Origin of the sequence: Erythrobacter aurantius, assembly GCF_023823125.1 — a bacterium.
GTDB lineage: Bacteria > Pseudomonadota > Alphaproteobacteria > Sphingomonadales > Sphingomonadaceae > Erythrobacter > Erythrobacter aurantius.
This window is the reverse complement of record NZ_CP090949.1, coordinates 745,835-769,895: the sequence shown is the minus strand read 5'-3', so window position 1 is coordinate 769,895 and position 24,061 is coordinate 745,835. Positions and strand designations below refer to the sequence as shown.

Annotated in this window: 21 protein-coding genes; 9 read left to right on the top strand and 12 right to left on the bottom strand. The window is 61.6% G+C overall.

Features of this window, described 5'->3' with window-relative positions; all coding sequences use genetic code 11:
• Position 1 precedes the first annotated feature (1 nt).
• Positions 2 to 1,354 (bottom strand): phosphotransferase, encoded by a 1,353-nt coding sequence (locus tag L1K66_RS03855; RefSeq protein WP_252259695.1) that lies wholly within the window; start codon positions 1,352 to 1,354, stop codon positions 2 to 4.
• 6 nt (positions 1,355 to 1,360) lie between these two features.
• Positions 1,361 to 2,788, bottom strand: a complete 1,428-nt coding sequence (locus L1K66_RS03850; protein ID WP_252259694.1) for an aldehyde dehydrogenase family protein — start codon at positions 2,786 to 2,788, stop codon at positions 1,361 to 1,363.
• A 214-nt stretch (positions 2,789 to 3,002) separates the two neighbouring features.
• On the opposite strand from L1K66_RS03850, the gene L1K66_RS03845 reads away from it, so the two are divergent.
• From L1K66_RS03845 to L1K66_RS03835, 3 genes are all read left to right on the top strand, one after another.
• Positions 3,003 to 3,707, top strand: a complete 705-nt coding sequence (locus L1K66_RS03845) for a glutathione S-transferase family protein (RefSeq protein WP_252259693.1) — start codon at positions 3,003 to 3,005, stop codon at positions 3,705 to 3,707.
• Between the two features lie 40 nt (positions 3,708 to 3,747).
• Positions 3,748 to 4,635 (top strand): S-methyl-5'-thioadenosine phosphorylase, encoded by an 888-nt coding sequence (gene mtnP / locus L1K66_RS03840; protein ID WP_252259692.1) that lies wholly within the window; start codon positions 3,748 to 3,750, stop codon positions 4,633 to 4,635.
• A 232-nt stretch (positions 4,636 to 4,867) separates the two neighbouring features.
• A complete protein-coding gene (locus L1K66_RS03835; protein ID WP_252259691.1) occupies positions 4,868 to 5,605 on the top strand; it encodes a ParA family protein in 738 nt (245 codons plus the stop codon).
• A 36-nt stretch (positions 5,606 to 5,641) separates the two neighbouring features.
• Here the strand turns inward: L1K66_RS03835 and L1K66_RS03830 are convergent, their stop codons facing one another.
• Complete coding sequence (locus tag L1K66_RS03830) at positions 5,642 to 5,929, bottom strand: YciI family protein (protein WP_034956136.1); 288 nt, start codon at positions 5,927 to 5,929, stop codon at positions 5,642 to 5,644.
• A 156-nt stretch (positions 5,930 to 6,085) separates the two neighbouring features.
• Between L1K66_RS03830 and putA the strand changes: the two genes are divergently transcribed.
• Both putA and L1K66_RS03820 read left to right on the top strand, forming a co-directional pair.
• Positions 6,086 to 9,265, top strand: coding sequence for a bifunctional proline dehydrogenase/L-glutamate gamma-semialdehyde dehydrogenase PutA (gene putA, locus L1K66_RS03825; RefSeq protein ID WP_252259690.1), 3,180 nt, complete (start codon positions 6,086 to 6,088; stop codon positions 9,263 to 9,265).
• A gap of 43 nt (positions 9,266 to 9,308) precedes the next feature.
• Positions 9,309 to 9,842, top strand: coding sequence for a hypothetical protein (locus tag L1K66_RS03820; protein WP_034956138.1), 534 nt, complete (start codon positions 9,309 to 9,311; stop codon positions 9,840 to 9,842).
• On the opposite strand, the gene L1K66_RS03815 is transcribed toward L1K66_RS03820, so the two are convergent.
• Positions 9,839 to 10,492, bottom strand: a complete 654-nt coding sequence (locus tag L1K66_RS03815) for a class I SAM-dependent methyltransferase (RefSeq protein WP_252259689.1) — start codon at positions 10,490 to 10,492, stop codon at positions 9,839 to 9,841. The two genes, L1K66_RS03820 and L1K66_RS03815, sit on opposite strands and share 4 nt — an antisense overlap.
• Before the next feature lie 150 nt (positions 10,493 to 10,642).
• Between L1K66_RS03815 and dcd the strand changes: the two genes are divergently transcribed.
• The 4 genes from dcd to L1K66_RS03795 all read left to right on the top strand — a co-directional run bounded on the left by dcd (position 10,643) and on the right by L1K66_RS03795 (position 14,639).
• Positions 10,643 to 11,197 (top strand): dCTP deaminase, encoded by a 555-nt coding sequence (dcd, locus tag L1K66_RS03810; protein ID WP_034956847.1) that lies wholly within the window; start codon positions 10,643 to 10,645, stop codon positions 11,195 to 11,197.
• A gap of 13 nt (positions 11,198 to 11,210) precedes the next feature.
• Positions 11,211 to 12,206, top strand: coding sequence for a sulfite exporter TauE/SafE family protein (locus tag L1K66_RS03805; protein ID WP_252259688.1), 996 nt, complete (start codon positions 11,211 to 11,213; stop codon positions 12,204 to 12,206).
• A gap of 92 nt (positions 12,207 to 12,298) precedes the next feature.
• Positions 12,299 to 13,030: a hypothetical protein gene (locus L1K66_RS03800; protein WP_252259687.1), complete on the top strand. Its 732-nt coding sequence runs from the start codon at positions 12,299 to 12,301 to the stop codon at positions 13,028 to 13,030.
• 427 nt (positions 13,031 to 13,457) lie between these two features.
• On the top strand, positions 13,458 to 14,639 hold the full coding sequence (locus L1K66_RS03795) for a saccharopine dehydrogenase family protein (protein ID WP_252259686.1): 1,182 nt from the start codon (positions 13,458 to 13,460) through the stop codon (positions 14,637 to 14,639).
• A 54-nt stretch (positions 14,640 to 14,693) separates the two neighbouring features.
• On the opposite strand, the gene L1K66_RS03790 is transcribed toward L1K66_RS03795, so the two are convergent.
• The 8 genes from L1K66_RS03790 to L1K66_RS03755 form a co-directional block, all read right to left on the bottom strand.
• Positions 14,694 to 16,874 carry a TonB-dependent receptor gene (locus L1K66_RS03790; RefSeq protein ID WP_252259685.1) on the bottom strand — a complete coding sequence of 727 codons (2,181 nt, stop codon included), beginning with the start codon at positions 16,872 to 16,874 and terminating at the stop codon, positions 14,694 to 14,696.
• A 195-nt stretch (positions 16,875 to 17,069) separates the two neighbouring features.
• On the bottom strand, positions 17,070 to 17,525 hold the full coding sequence (locus L1K66_RS03785; protein WP_252259684.1) for a methyltransferase family protein: 456 nt from the start codon (positions 17,523 to 17,525) through the stop codon (positions 17,070 to 17,072).
• Positions 17,526 to 17,531: 6 nt separating this feature from the next.
• Positions 17,532 to 17,660, bottom strand: coding sequence for a DUF2474 family protein (locus tag L1K66_RS03780; RefSeq protein ID WP_252259683.1), 129 nt, complete (start codon positions 17,658 to 17,660; stop codon positions 17,532 to 17,534).
• Positions 17,660 to 18,655 (bottom strand): cytochrome d ubiquinol oxidase subunit II, encoded by a 996-nt coding sequence (cydB, locus tag L1K66_RS03775; RefSeq protein WP_252259682.1) that lies wholly within the window; start codon positions 18,653 to 18,655, stop codon positions 17,660 to 17,662. Before cydB ends, L1K66_RS03780 begins: the two co-directional genes overlap by 1 nt.
• Positions 18,655 to 20,109: a cytochrome ubiquinol oxidase subunit I gene (locus L1K66_RS03770; protein ID WP_252259681.1), complete on the bottom strand. Its 1,455-nt coding sequence runs from the start codon at positions 20,107 to 20,109 to the stop codon at positions 18,655 to 18,657. Before L1K66_RS03770 ends, cydB begins: the two co-directional genes overlap by 1 nt.
• 88 nt (positions 20,110 to 20,197) lie before the next feature.
• Entirely contained in the window at positions 20,198 to 20,827 is a 630-nt protein-coding gene (locus L1K66_RS03765) for a peroxiredoxin (protein ID WP_252259680.1), read from the bottom strand.
• Positions 20,828 to 21,009: 182 nt separating this feature from the next.
• Entirely contained in the window at positions 21,010 to 22,767 is a 1,758-nt protein-coding gene (locus tag L1K66_RS03760) for a SulP family inorganic anion transporter (protein ID WP_252259679.1), read from the bottom strand.
• 52 nt (positions 22,768 to 22,819) lie between these two features.
• On the bottom strand, positions 22,820 to 24,043 hold the full coding sequence (locus L1K66_RS03755) for an NAD(P)/FAD-dependent oxidoreductase (RefSeq protein ID WP_330221252.1): 1,224 nt from the start codon (positions 24,041 to 24,043) through the stop codon (positions 22,820 to 22,822).
• Positions 24,044 to 24,061: the final 18 nt, after the last annotated feature.

Below are 24,061 nucleotides of genomic sequence, written 5' to 3'. Positions count from 1 at the left end.
TCTATTTCTCTCCGGTCCATTTTTTGCGCGCGTAGGCGAGGGCGGGGTATTTCGGCACGTCGGCAGACAATTTGCTCAAAGCACGGTGGCGCAGTGTCGCGACCATCTCCGGTGTATCGAGGGAGCGCTTGCCGGTTAGAATGTCTTGGGCAAGAACCCAATCACCTGCGAATGCACCAGTCTCGAAATGACGGATTGTCATCCCAAGCGCATTGCGGGCCACCGCCAGTTGAAACCGATTATGGCCTGAAACCTCGTTCTTGATCGCCTCAATCAACTCGTTCACCGCGATCAACAATTCCCTGTCGCTTGCTTCACCGAGGCTCCTCTGAGGAATCTTATGCACCGGGAACATCTCGCGCGCCCGCTCCTCATCCGGCGCATCCTCCTCCAGCAACATTAGCAGGTCGAGTTCCTGCTCGCTCGTCCGGCGCGAGATCACCACGCGCTCCAGCATCCGGTCCGACCCGTCGCGCCATACTTTCGCGCATTTGAGGCACCCCATCGCCCACCACACGGTGCGATGGATCAGCCAGTAACGGAAACGGTCGCGGTCTACGCTCACACCCGCCTCGGCCTCATAGGCGGCGAAGTAATCCTCAGGGCTCCCCAGCCCCAGCGCAGGGCGGTCGTATCGGTGGAAGCGCCACACCGCCATGCAGCCGAACGCGAGGTCCTCGTGCGGGTCGCCGAAGTGCGCCAGTTCCCAGTCGAGCACGCCCGTCAGCCTGCCCGGTGCTTCGGCCAGCAGATTGCCCATGCGATAATCGCCGTGGATCAGCACGGGCTCACATGGGTCGGGACAATTGTCCTCCATCCATTTGAGGCCCAGCGCGATGATCGGGCGGTCGCCGCCCGCTTCCTCGAACTGCTGGCGAAGGTCTGCGATAGCTGCGCGGTAGTCCATCACCGGCACCGCATCAGGCAAATCACCCGGCCTGATCGAGTGTATCCGCGCCAGATCGCGCGCCGCCTGTTTCAGCAGCGCGACCGGTTCTTCGAATTCGAGGATTTCCTTGGGGTTCGGCGTACCGGGCAAGGCTCGCATGACGAAGCCCGATCCGATAGCATCCTCAGGCCCCAATACCGCGACAACTTCCGGCGCGGTCACGCCGCGCGCGCGGGCGGCTTCGATCACCGCCGCTTCGACATCGTGGCCATAGGGTCGCCCTTCCATGAATGCGAGCGAAGGCGCGCGGCGCAGGACGAAGGTGCCGTCTCCGTCGGCGAACCGCCAGCTTTCCATCGTCGCCCCGCCCGTCAGCCTGGTCAGCCCTGTGGGCGGCGAAAGGCCGGCACGGGAACACACCCGCGCCAGCCCTTCGATCAGTTGGTCAGGAGTAGCGTCGCCCACGTTGCGTTACGCGGGGACATTGTCCTTCTTGACGGTGATCACCTGCGGATAGGTGAATTCCTTTAGCCCATCGAGCCCGTATTCCGCGCCAAAGCCCGACTGCTTGTGCCCGCCGAACGGAGCGAAGGGCGACAGGTGGAGATACTCGTTCACCCACACCGTGCCTGTTTCGAGCTGTTCGGCGATCTCGACACCCTTTTCCGGGTTCGCGGTCCACACCGCACCGGCAAGCCCGTATTCGGAATTGTTGGCGCGCTGGATCACTTCCTCTTCGGTCGAGAATTTCATCAGCGGCATGACCGGGCCGAACTGTTCCTCGGCCACGATCCGCGCGTCTTCGGGCGGATTGTCGAGGATGGTGATCGGCACGTAATAGCCGGTGCCCGAAGGATCGACATTGCCGCCGGTCAGGAACTTGTAGCCGTTGTCCTTCGCGTCCTGGATCAGTCCGAGCACGCGATCATACTGCTTCTTGTTCTGGATCGGGCCGACGCCCGTGCCCTGCTGCGCGCCGTCACCGACAACGACGGTTTTCGCGTATTCGGCGATGGCGGCGGACAGTTCGTCATAGATATCCTCGTGGATATAGACGCGCTTGGCCGCGACGCAGATTTGCCCGGCGTTGGAGAAGCTGGCCCAGAACAGCTGTTCGGCGACCTTCTTCGGATCGGCATCGGGCAGCACGATCGAGGCGTCGTTGCCGCCCAGTTCCAGCGTGATGCGCTTCAGATCGGCGCTCGCGCCTTCCATGATCTTCTTGCCGGTCGCGGTCGATCCCGTGAAGGTGATCTTGTCGATATCCGGGTGGCCGGTGATGAGCGGGCCGAGGCTGTCTTCGCCGGTGATGATGTTGACCATGCCGGCGGGCACCTTGTCCGCGATCAGCTCCGCGATGCGCAGCGTCGTCAGCGGGGTGAAGGGCGACGGCTTGAGCACGATGGTGCAGCCGCTCATCAGGGCAGGCACGATTTTCTGCACCGCCATCATCACGGGGAAGTTCCACGGAACAATGCCGCCGACAACGCCCACGGGGACGCGGCGGGTGCGCGAAAGGCGGGCGTCGCTGTCTTCGTTGACGACATCTTCCAGCTTCAGCGTGGATTGCGCCGCCGACATGCCGGCCGCGCCGTAAATCTCGCCCTTGGCCTGCTCATGCGGCTTGCCCTGTTCGCTGGTCAGCAGGCGGTACAGTTCCTCGGCGTTTTCCTTGATCGCACCCGAAATCGCCATGCAGGCGGCCTGACGCTCTTCGAAGCTGGTCTTCTTCCAGGTCTTGAAAGCGGCGCGCGCTGCAGCGACGGCCTTGTCCAGCTCTTCCTTGCCGCAGGCCGGGACCTGGCCGATGACTTGTTCATTGGCCGGGTTGACCACATCGAGCCATTCGCCGGTGTCGATCATCTCGCCGTTGATCAGGTTCTTGTACTGGGTGACCATGGTTTTCCTCTCTCTAATCCGTTGTCCCGTATCAGCAGGACGGGGAATCGTCTCACCCGAATGAAGGTGGACCATCCGCCGCAAAAATCAATCGCGATTGCTGTTGCCATCATAGGGATTGCGGCAAGCCGTATCGCCTATCAGTTGCACCATATCCGTTGCAAAGCAAAACTGGCGCTCTATCAACGCAGGCGAAAGAGGAGAGACCCCCGAAATGACTGACACCCCCGCCGATCTCGTCATCTATGGCAGCCCCGTTTCGCCCTTCGTCCGCAAGGTCGCCGCGGTGGCGATAGAGAAGGGTGCGGCGTTCGAGATCGAGGCGGTCAACGTCTTCGACCCGCCCGAATGGTTCCGCGAAATCTCGCCGATGAAGCGCATCCCGGTGCTGCGCGACCGCTCGATCGCGGAAGAGGTGCCGGACGGCACCATTGCCGACAGCTCCGCCATCTGCGGCTATATCGAGCGCAAGCACCCCTCGCCCTCGCTCTATTGCAGCGATGCCTATGCCCACGGGCGCGCGTTGATGATCGAGGAATATGCCGACACCACGCTGGCGATGGCCGGAGGCTTGGGGATCTTCCGCCCGATCTTTTTCGCGGTGAACAAGGGCGAGGAACCCGATGTCGCCAAGGCGCGCGATACATGGGCTAATACCATGCCGCCGATCCTCGCCTGGCTCGACAGCGCGCTGGGCGATGCGGAATTCTATGCCGGCGATGCGCTGTCGATTGCCGACATCACTGTTGCCTGCGTGCTGATGCAGATTGCGCTGGTGGCCCATATGCCGCTGGATGCCTACCCGGCGCTCGCCGCGCATTACGAACGGATGCGCGCGCGTCCTTCGATTGCCGGCCCCTTCGACAAGGCGGACCGCTTCATCCGCAAGGCCTTGCCCGAGCGCTTCGACCTGACCTAAGGGGCGGAGCATACCAACAAAGGGAATCGCACGGGCGAGCATGGCCAAGGACTGGTGCATCGGAATTATCGGGGGCTCGGGCCTCTACGATATTGAGGGGATCGAGGATCAGCAGTGGCTGATGATCGACACCCCTTGGGGCGACCCCTCCGATGAGATCCTTTGCGGCCGCATCGGCGATGTGAAGGTGCGCTTCCTGCCGCGCCACGGACGCGGGCACCCGATTTCGCCGACCGAACTGAATTCGCGCGCCAATATCGACGCGCTCAAACGTGCCGGATGCACCGATATCCTAGCCATTTCCGCCGTCGGATCGCTGCGCGAGGAGATCGAGCCGGGGCGGTTCGCGATTGTCGAACAGTTCATCGACAACACCCGCCACCGCGCCAGCACCTTCTACACCAGCGGTTTCGTCACGCATGTCTCGATGGCCGATCCGGTTTGCCCGCGCCTGTCGGAAATGGCGGCCAAGGCGATTTCGGAATGCAAGGGCAAGGTCGCGACCGGCGCGACCTATCTGGCGATGGAAGGGCCGCAATTCTCGACCCGCGCCGAAAGCCGGATGTACCGCGCATGGGGCGCCGACGTGATCGGGATGACAGCGATGCCCGAAGCCAAGCTCGCCCGCGAGGCGGAGCTGCCCTACGCGCTGATCGGGATGAGCACCGATTACGATTGCTGGCGCGCCACTGACGAATTTGGGGGCGAGGCTGTCGATGTCGCCGAGGTGCTGGAGCAGATGAAGGCGAACGGCGCACTCGCACGCGCCGCTGTGCTGAAATTCATCGAGAATCTGCCCAAGACGCGCAAAGCCTCACCCATCGACACCTGCCTCGACACGGCTGTCATCACCGCGCCTGACGAACGCGATCCGGCGCTGATGGCGAAACTCGACGCTGTGGCAGGGCGCATCCTGAAAAAGGGATAAGCCCCAGCTTGCGTCCATTTTCGGCCTGCAAACGTCTCTGATTGGGGCATTCACCACGTAACCCGTTCGAAAGCGGGCGCAAACGTGTTAGCCGCAGCAAACTAACCTGCTGCCGGGCTGGCTTCCGGCTGCACATAAGACAAGAGGGTTGTGCCAGCATGGTGTGTTCACTCACCGCCCGTTGCGGCTTTGCGATCTGCGCGTGCGGCCTTTATCGGGAACAGCGCTGCTGATGGGCGTCGTGGCGGTCTATTCGCCCAAGGGCGGCGTGGGCAAGACGACGCTTGCCTTCGATCTTGCATGGCGCAGCGCGAATATCGGCAATCACAAGACCCTGCTGTGGGATCTCGACCCCGAGGGCGGCTCCGCCTTCCTGTGCCAGATCGATCCGACGCATCTGATCGATGATCCCTACCTGCTGCAAAAACCCTATGAAGTGCGCCAAGCGATCAACCTGACCCATTACGACAATCTGTTTTTCCTCGGCTTTGGCGAGAACGTGCGCGCCATTTCCTTCTATCTTTCACGCATCGGCCCGAAAAAGCGGATCGAGGAGCTGGTAAGGAACCTCAGCGGCACCTTTGATCGCATCGTCCTCGATTGCCCGCCGGTGCGCGACGAATTGAGCGAACAGGTGATCCGGGCGGCCGACCTTATGATCACCCCGCTGCCCGCTTCGCCATTGGCCCTGCGCGCGCTCGACAAGGTGAAGAAGGAACAGAAGCGCATTGGGCGCGCCTCCATGCCGTTGCTGCCGGTGTTTTCGATGTTCGATTCGCGCCGCAAGAGCCACCAGATTGCGCGTGAGACGATCCTGTCGGGCTTTCCGGTGATTCCATGGTCGAACGATATCGAGCGGATCGCGTTCAAGCAGACTCCGATCAACGCGTTCGCCCATGGTTCAAAGGGCGCCGACGCGCTCGACAGGCTGTGGCGCGGGGTGGAAAAGAAATTCGCCGAAATCGGATGAGGGGAAAGGGTCTGCGTCAGACCGTCTCCAGATCGCTCACTTCCACCGACCCTTGACCGGTTCGAACCGGTCGACGCGGATTGATTGCCATACGCCGCCCACCAGATAGGGATCCTCGTTCACCGTCGCACGGGCTTCGGCTTCGTCTTCGGCTTCGATGATCAGCAATGATCCGACGAATTCGCCCTTCGCATTCGTCAGCGGCCCGGCGACGCGATAGTTTTCGGCGTGTTCGGCCATCCATTCGCGCTGCGCGGCAAGATGGCGTTGCCGCAGCTGTTCGTTCTGTTCGCCGTCGCGGCAATAGAAACAGTAAAGCGGCATGGCCCTGGCTCCCTCACGGTGTGCGCGTTGCGTTGCGAGATAACACAGCGCGCCCTCTGATCAAGCAAGTGCGACTTCGCTTGAACAAGAACCCGCGCGGGTCCACATCGCGGGGGCAACCCCCGCGACTCAATGATGACAGGACGAAACAACCCAGTGACCACGCCGACCTTGCCCGCCAACAGCGCCCATTTCCTTGACCGTGCGCAGCTGCGCCGTGCCTATCGCGCCGAAGAGGAGGCGTGCGTGGCAGAGCGGCTGGAACAGGCCGCCCCCGCCAGCCGGGTCAGCGCGAGCGCGGCGCGTCTGGCGATCGACCTGATCGAAGGGGCCCGCAGCCACAAGGCTTCGGGGATTGACGCGTTCCTTCAGCAATACGGGCTCGACACCGAAGAAGGCATCGCGCTGATGTGCCTTGCCGAAGCCCTGCTGCGCGTGCCGGACGATGAAACCGCCGATCTGCTGATCCGCGACAAGATCGGCGAAATCGACTGGGGCGAACATCTTGGCGAAAGCTCCTCCACCTTCGTCAACGCGGCGACATTTTCGCTGATGCTGACGGGCGAAGTGCTCGACCCGCCCGAAGCGCACCAGCGCGGCATGGGGCGCGTGCTGAAAAGCACCATGAACCGGCTGGGCGAACCCGTGATCCGCAAGGCGACGCTGCAGGCGATGCGCATTCTGGGCGGGCAATTCGTGTTCGGGCGCACCATTGACGAGGCGCTCAAACGCGCCAAGCCCGAACGCGCCAAGGGACTGACTCACAGTTTCGACATGCTGGGCGAAGCGGCGATGACCTTTGCCGATGCCGAACGCTATCGGCAGGCTTATGAAGGCGCGATCGAGCGGCTGGCGCGCGAAACGTCGGGAAGCGTGGGGACATCGCCGGGGATTTCGGTGAAGCTGTCGGCGCTGCATCCCAAATACACCCATTTCCACGCGGCGCAGGCGCGTGCCGACATCGTGCCGATCGTGCGCGCGCTGGCGGTGAAGGCACGCGATGCCAACATCCATTTCACCATCGACGCCGAAGAGGCGGAGCGGCTCGAAGTCAGCCTCGACATCATCGAAACGCTGGTCGCCGATGACGAATTGTTCACCCGCGGAGACGGATCGCGCTGGGAAGGTTTCGGCCTTGCGATACAGGCTTACCAGAAGCGCGGCCTGCCGCTGTGCGACTGGATCGCCAAGCTCGCCCGCAGGCACAATCGCAAGCTGTTCGTGCGGCTGGTGAAAGGCGCCTATTGGGACAGCGAGGTGAAGGTCAGCCAGGTTGGCGGCTATGACGATTACCCCGTCTTCACCCGCAAGATCGCCACGGACGTGTCCTACCTCGCCTGCGCGGCGCGGTTGTTCGAACATGACGATGTGATCTATCCCGCCTTTGCCACGCACAACGCCTACACCGTGGCGGTGGTGAAGGAGTTGGCGCGAATCCCCGCCTCAAGCAGCGAAGCGGTAGGCGGACAAAAACCCTTTGAATTCCAGCGCCTGCACGGAATGGGCGAAGAGGTTTACGAGGCGCTGCACCGGATAGAGGGCAATTCGCCCACTCCCGTGCGCATCTATGCGCCGGTTGGCGGGCACAAGGAACTGCTGGCCTATCTGGTGCGCCGCCTGCTGGAAAACGGGGCCAACACCAGCTTCGTCAACCGCATGGGCGATGCCGAGGTTCCGGCTGAGGAACTGGTCGGCGATCCGGTGGCGGAACTGGCCGCGATGAGCCCGCGCCGCAATCCGGCGATCCCGCTTCCAAAGGATATTCTGGGCCAGCGGCTGAACAGCGCGGGCGTCGACCTGTCCGATCCGCTGGTGATTGAGCCGTTGCAGGCGCGGCTGGCCGAATTGGCCAAGCTGCACTGGCGTGCGGAGCCGACTTTCCCGGCGGAAACGCCCGGCGAAATGGCGCCAATCACCATGCCGCACGATCTTACCGTAACGGTCGGCACGCGCCGCGATGCGACGCAGGAAGAAGTCGACGCCGCGTTTGACCGCGCCTGTGCGATCCAGCCGGGTTGGGATGCGCTGGGCGGTGAAAAGCGCGCGCTGCTGCTCGAAGAAGCGGCTGACCTGTTCGAGGCGCATACCGACGAATTCCTGAGCCTGTGCCAACGCGAAGCGGGCAAGACCCTGCTCGATGGCGTCGCCGAAGTGCGCGAGGCGGTGGATTTCCTGCGCTATTACGCGTCGGAAGCGCGGCGGCAGTTTGCCCGGCCCGTCTATCTGCCCGGCCCGACGGGAGAGGAAAACACGCTGACCATGCACGGGCGCGGCGTGTTTGCGACGATCTCGCCGTGGAATTTCCCGCTGGCAATCTTCACCGGCATGGCCTCTGCCGCGCTGGCGGCGGGCAATTCGCTGATCGCCAAACCGGCCGAGCAAACCCCTCTGATCGCCGCGCTCGCAGTCAGGCTGATGCACGAAGCCGGCATCCCGCCCGAGGCGCTGCAATTGCTTCCCGGTGCCGGCGATGTCGGGCAGATGATCACCAGCGATCCACGTCTCGCCGGGGTCGCCTTTACCGGTTCGACCGAGACGGCGCAGGCGATCAACCGCACGCTTGCAGGCCGCGACGGACCGATTGCGACGCTGATCGCGGAAACCGGCGGGCAGAACGCGATGATCGTCGATTCGAGCGCGCTGCCCGAACAGGTGGTGCGCGACGTGCTCGCCAGCGCGTTCCAGAGCGCGGGGCAGCGGTGTTCCGCCTTGCGTGTGCTGTACCTGCAGGAAGATGTCGCCGATGAAATGCTGGCGATGATCCGGGGCGGGTTCGAGGCGCTGCACATCGGCGACCCCGCGGATAGCGCCACCGATGTCGGCCCGGTGATCGATCCCGATGCGCAGGCCGCGCTCGAACGCCACGTCGCCCGGCGCGAGGCTTCGGGCCATACGGTTTGGCGGCGCGAGCTGGCGGAATTCACGAGCAAGGGCTGCTTCGTCGCGCCGACGATCATGGAAATCGGCTCGATCCTCGATCTCAAGCGCGAGAATTTCGGCCCGGTGCTGCACGTGGCGCGGTTCCGTTCGGATCAGCTCGGACAGGTGGTCGATGATATCAACGCCACCGGCTACGGCCTGACGCTGGGCCTGCACAGCCGCATTGCGGAGACCCGGCGGTTTGTCGCCTCGCGCGCGCGGGTCGGCAATTTCTATGTTAACCGCAACCAGATTGGCGCGATCGTCGAGAGCCAGCCGTTCGGCGGCGAAGGGCTGTCGGGGACGGGGCCAAAGGCGGGCGGTCCGCATTATCTCGCCCGGTTCGCGACGGAGCGGGTGATGTGCATCGACACCACGGCAGCCGGAGGAAATGCGAGCCTGCTGGCAAGCCTTTGATCGGGCTTGAAACAAGGCGGGTGTGCGCGATAGATCAGGCGCCATGATTCAGCGTCTGACCCGTCTCGCCACCCACCTTTTCGCCATCATCGCCTTCGCCTGGAGCGGGGCGGCGATGGCCGAGGTGCAGATCCACTTTCACAGCTTCAACGGCTCGGTCCTGTTCGGACGCTACCCGCACACCTTCATCGTGCTCGACGGGACTTTGTCCGACGGAACGGTGGTGAACGAGAATTACGGCTTTTCCGCCCGCAGTTCGGCTGCGGCGATCACGTCAGGCTGGGCCGAACACATGGTGCTGGCGGAAAGCGAGAAGAACGTGCGCAATACCAACCGCCATTTCTCCATCACGCTGACCGATACGCAATACCGCCGCATCATCCAGGAAGTGCGCGCATGGCAGGCTCCGGGCAAGCGTTACAATCTCGATGAACGCAACTGCATCCATTTCGTCGGGCGAATGGCGGAAATCCTGGGCCTGAGGGTCGAATTTCCGGGCGACATGCTGCGCCGCCCGAAAAAGTGGCTCAATCATATCACCACGCTCAACCCGCAATTGGGCGCACGGCCGATCTAGCCGTCTGCGCGCGGCTCCTTGTACCCCCAAGCGAGAATGCACGGCGGGATGTTGCGATAGGTCTTTTCCTTGATCGTCCGTTCGAAATGGCGCGCCGTCAGGCGGTAGGCGGCATCGCGATACTGGTAAGTCAGGAACGCGCCGCCTTCGCGCAACACCCTGTAGGTCGCCTTCAGGATGTTTTCGGTGACAGCTGGCGGCATGGTTGAAATCGGCATTCCCGAAAGGACGAAATCGGCGCGCTCAAACCCGTGGGCGCGAACGATCTTTTCGACATCCTCCGCCGAACCCAGCACCGCGGTGAAGCGGGGATCGTCAATCGTCTCTCTCAGATAGTCGATGAAAAGCGGGTTGGTGTCGATCACCAGCAATTCGCCATCGTCCGGCAAGCGTTCGAGAATGTGCGGGCAGAACGTGCCCACACGAGGACCGTATTCTACAAACAGCTTGCAATTGTCCCAATCGACCGGCTCCAGCATCGCCTTGACCAGACCCTTGCTCGACGGGAATGCCGCGGCCACCATCGCGGGCTCTTCGATGAAGCCCCAGAAGAACACCGCGCGCGGGCCGAGTATCCGGGTGATCGAGCGGCGGAAGCCGCGCTTGGCATCGGCGGCGAGTTGATTGCCTGACATAGTTGCGTCTCTCATTCTCGGCTTGCGGGGCATCGCGGGAACGACCGTGTAGGCAAGCCGTCAGACCCTTTGCAACAGATGTGCGACAAAGCGGGCGAAGAGTTTCACCGGATAAGAACGGCAGGCTTCTTGCCGCCCTGCCCGCAATCGGGAATCAATCGCGCCATGGCTATTCTATCGGACAAGTGGATTCGCACGCAGGCGCAGGAACACGGCATGATTGAGCCGTTCGTGGAGGCGCAGCGGCGCGAAGGGGTGATCTCCTACGGCCTGTCATCCTATGGCTATGACGCGCGCGTCGCGCCCGAATTCAAGATTTTCACCAATGTCGATTCATCGGTGGTCGATCCCAAGCAGTTCGATCCGAACAGCTTTGTCGACCGCGAAACCGACGTTTGCGTGATCCCGCCCAATTCCTTCGCGCTGGCGCGCACCGTCGAATATTTCCGTGTGCCCGAGGATGTGCTGGTGATCTGCCTTGGCAAGAGCACCTATGCCCGCTGCGGCATCATCGTGAACGTCACCCCGCTGGAGCCTGGCTGGGAAGGCCACGTCACGCTCGAATTCTCGAACACCACGCCGCTGCCCGCCAAAATCTACGCCAACGAAGGCGCATGCCAGTTCCTGTTCCTGAAGGGCAACGAACGCTGCGAGGTCAGCTATAAGGACCGCGCGGGCAAATACATGGGCCAGCGCGGGGTCACTCTGCCCAGATTGTAGGGCGGCAATCGCAATGGCTGCCCCCCAACTATCCGGACCGTTCTTCGAGAGCCGGGCATTCCGCCTTTGGTATGGCGGGATGATGATCGTCTGGGCCGTGCTGTTCGCATCGCTTGCCTCCTTCGCCTTCCTGCTGGACCACTGGCATTACCCCGCGATCATGGTGCTGGGCGCTTTCGTGGCCGGATTGACGCCCGAAGGGGGCGGCGCGGTCGCCTTTCCGGTGCTTAGCATCTTTCTTGAGATAAAGCGCGAAACAGCCCGCGATTTCAGCCTGATGATCCAGTCGATCGGGATGACCAGCGCGAGCATCTGGATCTTGACCCGCAAGGGCCGGAACATCGCCGCCTATGCGCCGGTGCTATGGTTCGTGCCCTGTGGTTTTGCGGGCTTCGTGATCGGCATGGCGCTGCTGCAGACCATCCCGGTCACCATCATCCAGGCGCTGTTCCTGAGCCTGATCCTGACCTTTGCGCTGGCCTATGTTTCCGGCCAGCACCGGGGTGATCGGCCGATCCTGATGGCATCGGGCATGAAGGACAAGGCGATGCTGGGCTGCGTTCTGGTGGTTGGCGGAATGTGCGCCAGCCTGTTCGGAACGGGCGCGGACATCGTGCTCTACACCGCGCTGGTGACGCGGTTTCGCATGGATGAGAAGATCGCGACGCATATGAGCATCATGGTGATGGCCGCGCTGAGCATCCTTGGTTACGCCTACCGCTTGTACTGGGATGGCGGCATCACCGATTACCAGATTGCCACATGGCTGTGCGCCTATCCGGTGGTTTTGCTGATGGCGCCGCTGGGCAGCTACATCCTGCACAGGCTGGACGTCGAATGGATGCTGCGCGCCATCGTCGCGCTCAACCTGTTCCAGATGGCCTATTTCAACCTGAAGAACCCCGGCCTTGAAAAGCTCGCATGGTCAGCCGGGTTCAGCGTGGTGCTGTTCACGATCTTCTGGTTTTCGCTCGCGCATATGGCCCGCACCGGCAAGCAAGACGGCTAGGCGCGCCAGCGCTTACGCAAGGATCACTTGCGCGCTATGCACCGGGAAAGCTTGCGGCCTGTCACGCTGCCGCTGCATGGGGAGTGGGGCAAATGAACCGCCGTAGCATTCTGGGCCTGATTGCGATCGCACTGCTTGCCGGGGGGCTTTACCTGCTGCGCGGCGTGCCGGAAGAAAGCATTCCCTACCCCGAGTTCGAACAGTCCGACACGCTGGGCGGATACAGCGGCAGGCCGATCCCCTATAACGAAGTGCTGCTGGGCTATCGTTCGTGGTTCGGCGTCAAGGTGATCGTCTACAACGATCTCAATGACGTGATGTCGGATGAGGAATTCGACGCGCTTGATCTGGATGCGATCAAACAGGCTTCGGGCGCGTCCTTCGTCATTCCCAACGGCAGGCGTTACTGGGTGCTTGACCGGATCGAAAGCTATCGGGTGACACCGCGCAGAGAGCTGGGCGGGCACGAATTCCTTGTCCCGGCGGTGGTGGAGCTTTCGCTGTGGGATCTGCTATCGCGCAAACCTTATCGGCCCACGACGGTCGCACGCGATACGATCTACACCTATCTTGCCGGAACCAAGGTTTACCGCCTGATCGATCCAGACGGAAAGGTCTACACCATGCAATCCGCGACCCGCGCGATCGCCCCCGGCCAGACAATCGACCAGCTCGATCGTCTCAGCGACAGGCTGGAACTTCCCGAAGGCTGGGAATTTCGCATCGACATTCTCGAAGCCGATCTGGTGCTGGAATCGGGCGGGCAAACCGAAGTGCTGCAGGACGATTTCCAGAACACCTATCAACGCAATGTCGAGTCGTAGGGGAGCCGGTGTGGAATGACATCTCCAGAATTGAGCGGGTATTTTCCTACTCCGCCGAAATCTGGCTTAATCTGTGGCAATGACCGCTTCCCGACCCGCATCCTGCCCGTTTCAGGGTGACACTTCAGCGCGTGAAAGGCGACACTTTTCGCCCTCGAAGAGTGACACTCTTGGGGCAAAGGGTGACACTTTGCCGCTGGCGGGTGACAGCCTGGCGGGAAAAGTGACAGTTTCGGCCTCAAAGGTGACAGATCGCGGGTTTTTTCTTCTGGACCGTGTTCCACCCGTTCCACCCTGTAGGCAAACAGCCGGGCACCAAGCGAGGACGCAGCCCCGGACGGGGCTGCGCAACTCAAGAACGCAGAGGCAGGGGCTTTGACATCGGCACTGCCCTCGCCCATCTCGGCGGGCAAAGGAGAATAGGACAATGGCTGATACCGAATTCGACATTATCGTCTATGGCGCCACCGGCTACACCGGGCGGCTTGTGGCGGAGTATCTCGACCAGCATTACGCGGGCCGCGACGATGCGCCGAAATGGGCGATGGCGGGGCGCAGCCTTGCCAAGCTGGAGGCAGTGCGCGACGAAATCGGCGCTCCGGCAACGACGCCGCTGGTTGTCGCCAATGCCGATGATCCGGCCGATCTCGAAGCCATGTGCGCGCGCACCAAGGTGGTGTTGACGACGGTTGGCCCGTACCAGCTTTATGGCGACAACCTCGTCGCGGCCTGCGTCAAGACCGGCACCGACTATGCCGACCTGTGCGGCGAACCGGCATGGATGGCCGACAAGATCGCCGAGCATCACGAAGCCGCCAAGGCGAGCGGGGCGCGCATCTGCTTTTCCAGCGGGTTCGATTCGATCCCCTTCGATCTGGGCGTGATGATGACGCAGAAAGCTGCGGTGGCCCGCTGGGGCAAGCCGTCGCCGCGCATCCGTGGCCGCGTGCGCGCGATGAAGGGGACGTTCTCGGGCGGGACGGCGGCCAGCCTTGGCGCGACGATGAAAGCGGCGGCGAAAAGCCCCTCTATCATCAATGTGCTGCGCGATCCCTTTGCGCTGGCGCCGGGCTTTGCCGGGCCGGACCAGCCATCAGGCATGATCCCCAAATACGAGAAAGACATCGACAAATGGGCCGCGCCGTTCGTCATGGCGCCGATCAATACGAAGAACGTGCACCGCACCAACTTCCTGCTGGGCCACCCGTACGGCACCGACTTCAAGTATGATGAAATGGTGCTGACCAGTCCGGGCGAGGCGGGCAAGAAGATGGCCGAGGCCGCCGCCGAGATGATGAAGAACCCGTTCGGGGCCAAGCCGCCCAAGCCGGGCGAAGGCCCGACGAAGGAAGAGCGCGAGACCGGTTTCTACGACGTGCTGTTTGTCGCACACGCGCCTGACGGCGGCGAAGACACGCTGCACTTCGGAGTGAAGGGCAAATACGATCCGGGCTATGGCTCGACCAGCCGGATGTTGAGCGAGACGGGCATCGCGCTGCTGGCGTCAAAGGCGGAAGGCGGCGTCGGCACGCCGGGCTCGTTCCTTGGCGAAGCGCTGGTTGAACGCTTGCAGGAGCACGCCGAGATCAGCTTCGCGGTGGAAGACTGATTGGAAGGTTTGGCGAGCCCCCGTCGATGGGTCGGGACGGGGGCTCGCCAAGGGTCAGAAGCTGATGCGGACGCTGCCACGGATGTTGCGACCGGGCAGCGGGACGAAGTCCTTGGTGAAGCTGGAGTGGCGCCGCCCCTCCTGATCGAACAGGTTCTCGCCCGCGATCTGGAACACGACGTTGCGGTTTGACGGCAGCGGGCGCCAGGACAGGTAAAGGTTGACGAAGGTGAAGGCGTCGGTCTCGGTCTCGAACTCGGCCACGTCGTTCTGCTCGCCGAAGTACTGCACTTCGCCGCGCAGTTCGAAATCGCCATACTCCGCCTCCAGCGCGCCCAGCAGGCTGAGCGGCGGGATGCGCGGGACGTTGGAGTCGTCGGACAGCGTGGCGTCGACATAAGAAGCGCGCAGGTCCGCATCGAGCGACCAGTCGCCATTGTCGATCAGCGGCAGGTTGAGGTCCGCTTCAAAGCCGAAGAACTGGGCGTCGTTCTGGAGGTAGACGAACACCGGCAGATCGTCCTCTTCCATGCCTGTGGGGCTGAGATAGATGAAGTCGTCGAACGACTGGTAATAGACCGAGGCGCCAAAACTGACCGCGCCGATGTCCCCGCGTACGAAGGTCTCAAGACCCCATGCGCTTTCGGTGTCCAAATCGGGATTGCCGATCTCGAACGCCTGCGTCGCAATGTGCGGACCGTTGGCGAACAACTCCTCACCTGCGGGTGCACGCTCGGACCGGGAGACGGTCAAACCCGCCCGGACGCCGCCTTCACTAGCGACCACGGCGGAGAGCGCGCCGGAGAACAGGTCGAAGCTGCGGTCAAGACCCAGCGGCTGCGATTCCACATCGACCGCCTCGTAACGCGCGGCGGCTTCGATCTGGAGCCCGCCGAGGTCTACTTCCTGCGCGGTGAACAAGGAGAACTGCGTGGTTTCATTGGGAGCAACGAAAGCCTCTTCACCCACGGCAGAAAAGTCGCGGTTCTTGAACTGCACGCCGATGATGCCGCCACTGCTCTGAAGCAGCTCGGCTCGCGCTTCGATGGTTTCGGTATCGAAGACGGTGCCGACTTCAGGGCCTTCGAATTCGGTGTGGGTGTAATCCGAATATCCCCCGCGCAGCTTCAGGCGTGAGAAGAAGCCTTCGCCAAGATAGATGTCACCGCGAAGATCGACACGAAGCTGTTCGAGACCGATGGTGACGATTTCCTCACCCTCTTCCTCAGCGCCTTCTTCTTCCTCTTCGCCTTCTTCACCGTGATGGTGTTCAGCACCGGGGCGTCCGACAAGGCCGTAGTCGGTTTCGTAGTAGCCGACCGACGCACCGAAGCTGGATTCGCCAAGAATCACACCAAGACCGGCGTTGGCAGTCCATGTCTGAGTGTCGCTGTTTGGGATGAAACCGCGCTGCCCCGCTGCCTCGCGAAATTCGTCGGCCTCTTCAAACTCACCCTCGGCTTCCTCCTCAGCGGCTTCGGCGAGAAGCTCTGCCCTGAAATCGTCAGTGAGCTGGAAGCCGGGAATTTCGACATTGCCGGTCTCGCGGAAGCTGCCGTCGACATGCAGCACGAACACTTCACCCAACGGAACGTCGATCGAGGCGCCGCCGCTGCGCAGGTTCGATGCGGTGTCGAAGGCGGTCAGTGCCTCGACGTGAACGCCGTCTTCAGGAATTGCGATCGGAATGCGACGGTCGATCACGTTCACGACCCCGCCGATCGCCTGGCTACCGAACAGCAAAGCACCCGGTCCGCGCAGCACTTCGATCCGCTCGACAGTCAGCGGATCAATCGTGGTCGCGTGGTCAGCCGAGGTGTTACCAACATCGGCGGTGCCAAGCCCATCGATCAGGATGCGGACGCGCTCTCCGTCGAAGCCGCGCAGGATCGGACGAGATGCACCGGGCGAAAAGCTGGTTGCCGATACGCCGGGCACCTTGATCAGGAGATCGCCGAGCTGGCCGCTGAGATCCCGCTGAATTTCAGCGAGGCCGATCACATCCTGCCCGCCGATGAAATCGAGTTCGCGCAAACCTTCGGCTGCCACGATGATGTTGCCGCGGTAATGCGGATCGTCTTCGCGATCTTCGTCTGATGCTTCGCGTGCCTGCGACTGGTCATCCTGTTCGCTGGCCTCAGCAGCTTCCGAAGAAGTGTTTGCAAGGGCGGGGGCTGCACCAAAGGCAAAGGTCAGTGCGGTTGCGAGGGCGAGGGTTGAACTGAACGGCTTCATTGAATTCCTCAATCATGCTCAAAAACAGGGGGTGTCGCCATGTGATATCATCACATGAGACAAGATATCACGCACCTAGTGTTCCGACTTCAAAGTGCAACCGGAAAATTGAAGGCGGTGGCAAATGACCTGCTATGGCGGGCAATCCCTCACCCTATGCGGCAAATGCGCCACAGTGTGTCATTTGCGTGGACGCTAGAGCCAACGCCGCACGCGCCCTTTGTATTCACGGTATGCTTCACCGAATTTCGCCTCAAGCAGCGCTTCTTCGGGCTTGATCTGGAATGCGGTGATGTATGCGACGAAAACGCCAAGGATCGCGATATTGACTGGCGAAGCCAAGAACAGCGCGATCCCTATGAGGATGAGCAGCATTCCCAGATACATGGGGTTGCGGGTGAAGCGATAGAGCCCGCCCGTAACCAGACTCGATGCCTTTTCCGGCGCGAGCGGGGTGACAGTGGTGCGCGCCTTAAAGAAGGCGGCGACCGAGACGAGATCAATCGCGAGGCCTGCGCCAATCAAGAGCAACGCCCATATCCATTGCAGAGGGATGCTCACCCGCAGCTCGGGCCAAAGCTCCGCCACGCCCCACATCAGGCCGGCACAGCAAAGAGCAACCAAAGGTGGAGGTACGCGGGTTTTCAGCATTATCCGTCAAACTCCCAGCCAGAACCGGATGATCATAGCGACAATGCCGAGAACAGCCACGCTGGCAAGCCATATGCCCACCATCCATGCGAGCCGCTGCCACAGCGGCGGGGGAGGATCAGGCGGCTGCAACATCAATGATATCCCTCTTCACCAACCTTGCCGCGAAACACCCAATAGGTCCACGCGGTGTATCCGATGATCAACGGAAGGGTCAGGGCGACGCCGATCAGCATGAAGACCTGGCTTTTCGCGGGCGCGGCGGCATCCCAAATGGTGAGTCCGGGCGGAACCACATAGGGCCACATGGTGACGCCCAGACCCGCCATGCCAAAGAAGAACAGCGCGATGGCGAGCCAGAACGGCTTGCTGTTGCGTTCCTTGAGGATCGATCGCACCAGCGATATCGCGACGATCGCGGTGATGATCGGAACTGGCGCGGCGAAATAGATTTCAGGGGCGGTCAACCAGCGGGCGGCGTATTCGGCATTAAGGGTGATGTTGTAGAGGCTGACAGCCCCCATCAACATGATCGTTGCGACAGCGGCGCGCACAGCCAGCCACCGCGCGTGGTTCTGAACCCCGCCATCCAGCTTCCAGATCAGCCATGTGCTTCCCAGCAAGGCATAGCCTGCGACCGTACCGAGGCCGGTGAGCATGGTGTAGGGGGTAAGCCAGTCCCACCAGCTTCCGGCATAGGCGCGGTCAATAACTTCGATACCTTGCAGCAAAGCGCCCAAAGTCATGCCTTGCGCCATGGCTGCAACCAGCGAACCGCCAAAAAACGCGGCATCCCAGAAAGCGCGATGCGCTGGATCACGCCAGCGGTATTCGAACGCAACGCCACGGAAGACGAGGCCCAGAAGCATGGCGATTATCAGCGGATAGGTTGCCGGAAGCACCACGGCGTAGGCGAGAGGAAATGCCGCGAACAAGCCGCCCCCGCCCAACACCAGCCAGGTCTCGTTCCCGTCCCACACCGGCGCGATGGAGTTCATCGCGCGATTGCGCCCCTGCCCTACGCGCAAGGTCGGAAACAGGATACCGATACCGAGATCGAAGCCGTCCATCACCACATAGGCGAAGACGGCGAAGGCTATGATGAAGGCCCAGATGACTGTCAGGTCCATCAGTTGGTTTCCCTTGCATCGGTGTTGGCGGCGGGGAGCGGAGCGCCTCCGATTGCCCCCTGCATAAGGCCGGGCGTTATCCCGGCGGTGCGGATCGGGCCGGTGTCGCCACGCTTTGCACCCAGCTCTCCGGCGTGGGGCGCCTTGCCCATCAATTGCAGGATGTACCACACGCCGATCCCGAAGACCGTGAAATAGACGATGACGAAAGCCAGCAACGAGGCGGCGACGGCGGGCGCATCCAGCGGGCTGGCGGCATCGGCAGTGCGCAGCAGGCCATAGATCACATAGGGCTGACGGCCGACCTCGGTGGTGATCCATCCTGCGAGGACCGCAATGAAACCGCTGGGCGCCATCAGCACCGCCGCACGGTGGAGCCAAAGCGCATCATACAGCCGCCCGCGAAAACGCGCATAGAGGCTCCAGAGGCCGATCCCGAGCATGGCAAATCCGATGCTGACCATGATCCGAAAGGCCCAGAAAACCATGCCAACCGGCGGTTCTTCATCATCGGGAATGGTATCGAGCCCGGCCAGAGGAGCATCCGGATCGTGCTTGAGGATCAGCGAGGATGCCTTGGGAATCTCGATCGCATAACGCACCGTCTTGGCTTCGCTATCGGGAATCCCGAACAGGATCAGCGGCGCACCATCCGGGTGGCTCTGGTAATGCCCTTCCATCGCCATGACTTTGGCGGGTTGATGCTCCAGCGTGTTAAGCCCGTGCAAGTCGCCGGCGAAAATCTGCAACGGGGTCACCAGCGCAGCCATCCACATCGCCATGGAAAACATCTTGCGGGCGTGGGCATTGGCGCGGTCCTTGAGCAGGTGATAAGCGCCGACACCTCCGACAACGAAAGCGGTGGTGAGATAGGCCGCCATCACCGTATGGACGAGGCGATAGGGGAAGCTGGGGTTGAAGATGATGTCCCACCAGCTTTCACCGGGAAGGAACTGGCCGTTCTCGCCCATCACATGCCCCACCGGGGTCTGCATCCAGCTGTTGACCGAAAGGATCCAGAAGGCCGAAATGAAAGTGCCGATTGCCACCATCAGAGTGGCGGTGAAGTGCAGTTTCTTGCCGACTTTCTCCATCCCGAACAGCATCACGCCAAGGAACCCGGCTTCGAGGAAAAAGGCGGTAAGGACTTCATAGGCCATCAACGGCCCGATCACCGGCCCTGCCACATCCGAGAAAACCGACCAGTTGGTGCCGAACTGGTAGGACATGACGATCCCGGACACGACTCCCATGGCAAAGGCGATGGCGAAGATCTTCAGCCAGTATTTGAACAGGTCGAGGTAAACTTGCTTTCCGGTCTTCAGCCACAATCCCTCAAGCACCGCGAGATAGCTGGCCAGCCCGATCGAAAAGGCCGGGAAGAAGAAGTGGAAACTGACCGTGAAGGCGAACTGGATGCGAGCCAGTAACAGGGCGTCGAGTTGGTCAAACATGGCATTCCCCGATTGCGGGTGGCGACGTGATGAATGGCAGATACGGGAAGGGCGCGTCTGCGATCAAGCAGGCGCGCCCCCGCGACCCTCAGGCGACTTTTGCCGTTCGGAGGTAGGGCTTGATCGTCTTGAAGCCCTGCGGAAACATTTCCCTGGCCTTTTCATCCGGGATCGAAGGCGGGATGATCACTTCATCTCCGACTTTCCAGTTGGCAGGCGTAGCGATGGTGCAGCGATCGCTCAGCTGGAGACTATCAATCACGCGCAGGATTTCGTCAAAGTTGCGCCCCACGCTCATCGGATACGTCATCACGAGACGGATCTTCTTCGCCGGATCGATGATGAATACCGAACGCACTGCGGCGGTTTCCGACTGGTCCGGGTGGATCATGTCATAGAGTTTAGCGATCTCCAGATCCGGATCGGCGACAATCGGGAAGGACAGCGTGACGCCCTGCGTTTCGTCCACGTCCTTGACCCATTCCAGATGCTCTTCAACGGTATCGGTCGACAGGCCGAGCGGCTTGACGTTCCGCTTTTCGAACTCGGCGGCAAGCTTGGCGGTCATGCCCATTTCTGTGGTGCAGACCGGGGTGAAATCGGCCGGATGGCTGAAGAAGAACACCCAGCTGTCGCCAGCCCAGTCGTGCAGATTTATCTCGCCGGTGGTGGTGGCGACGGTGAAGTTCGGGGCGATATCGCCGATATGCAAGCTCATGATGATTGCTCCTGGATTGGATGCCCCGGTTCCTAGACCGCGACACACACTTTAGCCAATTCAATTACTCGCATACATTAATCGAATTTATGAAGTCACACGCAAATGGCGCAATTTGGCCTGAAAGAGGCGAAATTCAGGATTTCAGTTACAGATTAATTTATATTGAATTGCAGATTCGCTCAGATCAGCCCGCGAGCCAGATACTGGTCGTGCGGCTCGGGCGGGGTGCCATCGTCTGCAACAAGGCTGTCGAACGCCTTCGACTGGGAAAGGTAAACCTGGCCGTTGAGCTCGTCGATGAAATGCGAGCGCTTCAGGCGGTCCATCACCGGCCCTTTCACCTCCGACAGGTGCAGGCCGACCTTCGCATCGCCCAGACGGTGATTGATCGCCTCCAGACTTTCCAGACCGGAGGCGTCCACTTCGTTCACCGCGCTGCACATCAGGATGACGTGCCGTACAGCCGGGCGGTCCGCGACCTGTTCCAGCACATATTCCTCGAGCCAGCGCGCGTTGAGATAGGTCAGCGCCTCGTCGATCCGGATCGAGAGGATATGCGGCACGGTAAAGACCTTGTGCCGATCGACATTGCGGAAATGCTCGGTTTCAGGCACGCGTCCGACAATCGCGGCGTGAGGACGACTGGCCCGCCAGAGATAGAGCAAGAGCCCCACGATCACACCCGCGATTACACCCAGCTCCACCCCGGCAAGCAAGGTTATCGCGATGGTGGCCGCATGGGCGGCAAAGTCTGCCTTTGAATAATGCCACAACCGCTGCGGCGTGCGCAGATCAACAAGGCTCAGGACGGCGACAATTATCGTCGCAGCCAGCGTGGCAATCGGCAGGCTGTAAAGCAGAGGCGTGAGGAACAGCGTCGCCAAGGCAATCCCGACTGCCGTGAAAGCACCTGCGGCGGGGGTTTGCGCTCCGGCATCGAAATTCACTGCTGATCGGGCGAACCCGCCGGTGACCGGATAGCCGCCCGAAAAGGCGGAGGCGATGTTTGAGGCGCCCAGGCCTATCAGTTCCTGATCCGGCGAAATCCGCTGCCGCCGCTTCGCCGCCAGTGTTTGCGCTACCGAAACGCTCTCAACGAAGCCGATGATCGAGATCAGCAGGGCCGGAACCCACAATTGCTCAATCAGCGCAAGATCGGTCGACGGCACCGCAAACGGAGGCAATCCCTGGGGGATCGATCCGGTGATGGCGACGCCCGCAGCCTCCAGATCGAAGAAGATCACCGCCATGATCGAAAGCGCTACCGCCACGACCGGCCCCGCCTTGGCAGTCATGTCCGCCGCACGGGCAGGCATGCCCAGCGATTGCAATGCCGGCTTTGCCCCTTTCCGCACCCAGAACAGGAACATCATCGCCGGAATCCCGATGGCGATGGTGGTCGGATTGATGTCCCCGATGACAGACGCCAGCGCACCGATCATTTCCGGCCAATTGTCGCCCCCCGCCTTGACCCCGACGATATGCTTGATCTGGCTAGTCGCGATCAGGATGCCGCTGGCCGTTATGAAGCCGCTGATCACCGGATGCGACAGCAGGTTCGCGAGGAAACCGGCTCGCAACAGGCCGAGTATCGCCAGCATCACACCAGACAGGAACGCGAGCGTGATCGCTGCTTCGAGATATTCCGCAGTACCCTGCCCGGCCACGGCCCCAGCCGCACTCGCCGTCATCAGCGAGATCACCGCGACCGGGCCGACTGCCAGCGTCCGCGATGTGCCGAATACGGCATAGAGCATCAGGGGCAGGATGGAGGCGTAAAGCCCCACCACGGGTGGCAATCCCGCCAGCAAGGCATAGGCCAGGCTTTGCGGGATGAGCATGATGGTGACGATCACCGCCGCCATCAGATCGCTGGTCAGAACATCCCGATTGTAGCTGCGACCCCATTCGAGGATCGGGAAATAGCGCTTTAGCATGAATCGATGTCTTTCTCGATTTGTCGGGTGCAAACCCTTTTGCGCCTGAACCCTATTGCGCGATCAATCCGCCGGGACCAGCCAGCCACTCCCTGCCCTTCAGCATCCCGTTCCAGTAGATCCACGGCAAGGCATCGGCCTTTAACATCCATGAAAGCCGCTGCGGCTTGGTCCCGTCAACCAGCCAGGTTGGAAAGCTGGGTGCAAGCTTGCCGCCATAGCCGAATTCGGCCAGCACGATCTTGCCGCGCTCGACCGTCAGCGGACAGGAGCCATAGCCATCATATCCTGCTCGCGGATTGTGCCCGTCCAGTTCCTGCAACGCATTCACTGCGACAACCGGAGCCTGCTTGCGCGCCGCTGCTGCAGTCTTGGCATTGGGAGTGTTGGCTCCGTCTCCCAGACCGAAGACATTGGGATAACGCACGTGCTGCAAGGTATGGTGATCGACATCGGTGAAGCCGGTGTCCGCCGCGAGCGGGCTGTCGGCAAGAAACTGCGGAGCGACTTGCGGGGGGACGACATGGAGCATGTCGAATTCACGCGTCACTTCGCCCTCTGACGTCTTGAAGACCGCCTTTTGCGCGGGGCCATCAACTGCGATCAGATCGTTGCCTAGGTTCAACGCCACATTGTATTTCTCGATGTAGCTCATAAGCGCGGGGACATAGTCCGCCACCCCGAACAGAACGCCGCCCGCGTTGCAAAACCCGACTTCGACCTGATCCAGCACGCCGCGTCGCAACCAGTGATCGCAGGCGAGATACATCGCCTTTTGCGGGGCGCCGGCGCATTTGATCGGCATGGGTGGCTGCGTGAACAGTGCCTTGCCCGAGCGCATCCGTTCGACCAGTTCCCATGTATAGGGTGCAAGATCGTAACGATAGTTCGAAGTGACCCCGTTCCGGCCCAGCGTTTCTTCCAGACCCGCGATCTTCTCCCACGCAAGCCGGATGCCCGGAGCGACGACAAGCACTTCGTAACCCAGCTTCGATCCGTCGCTCAGGGTGACTTCATTGCTGTCGGGCGTGAAACCTGTGACGCCCTGCCTGATCCAGGTCACACCTTTGGGCATTACGCTGGCCATGGGACGAACGGTAACCTTGGGGTCGAAGATGCCTCCCCCCACCATCGTCCAGCCCGGTTGATAGGCATGCGTGTCGTTTGGCTCGACAATCGCGATGTCGAGCCCTTTCCGGCGCGCAAGCAATGATGCGGCGGTAGCAATTCCCGCAGCGCCGCCGCCAACAATGACGACCTTATGTGAAATGGACATCCTCTGATTCCCGTGCTG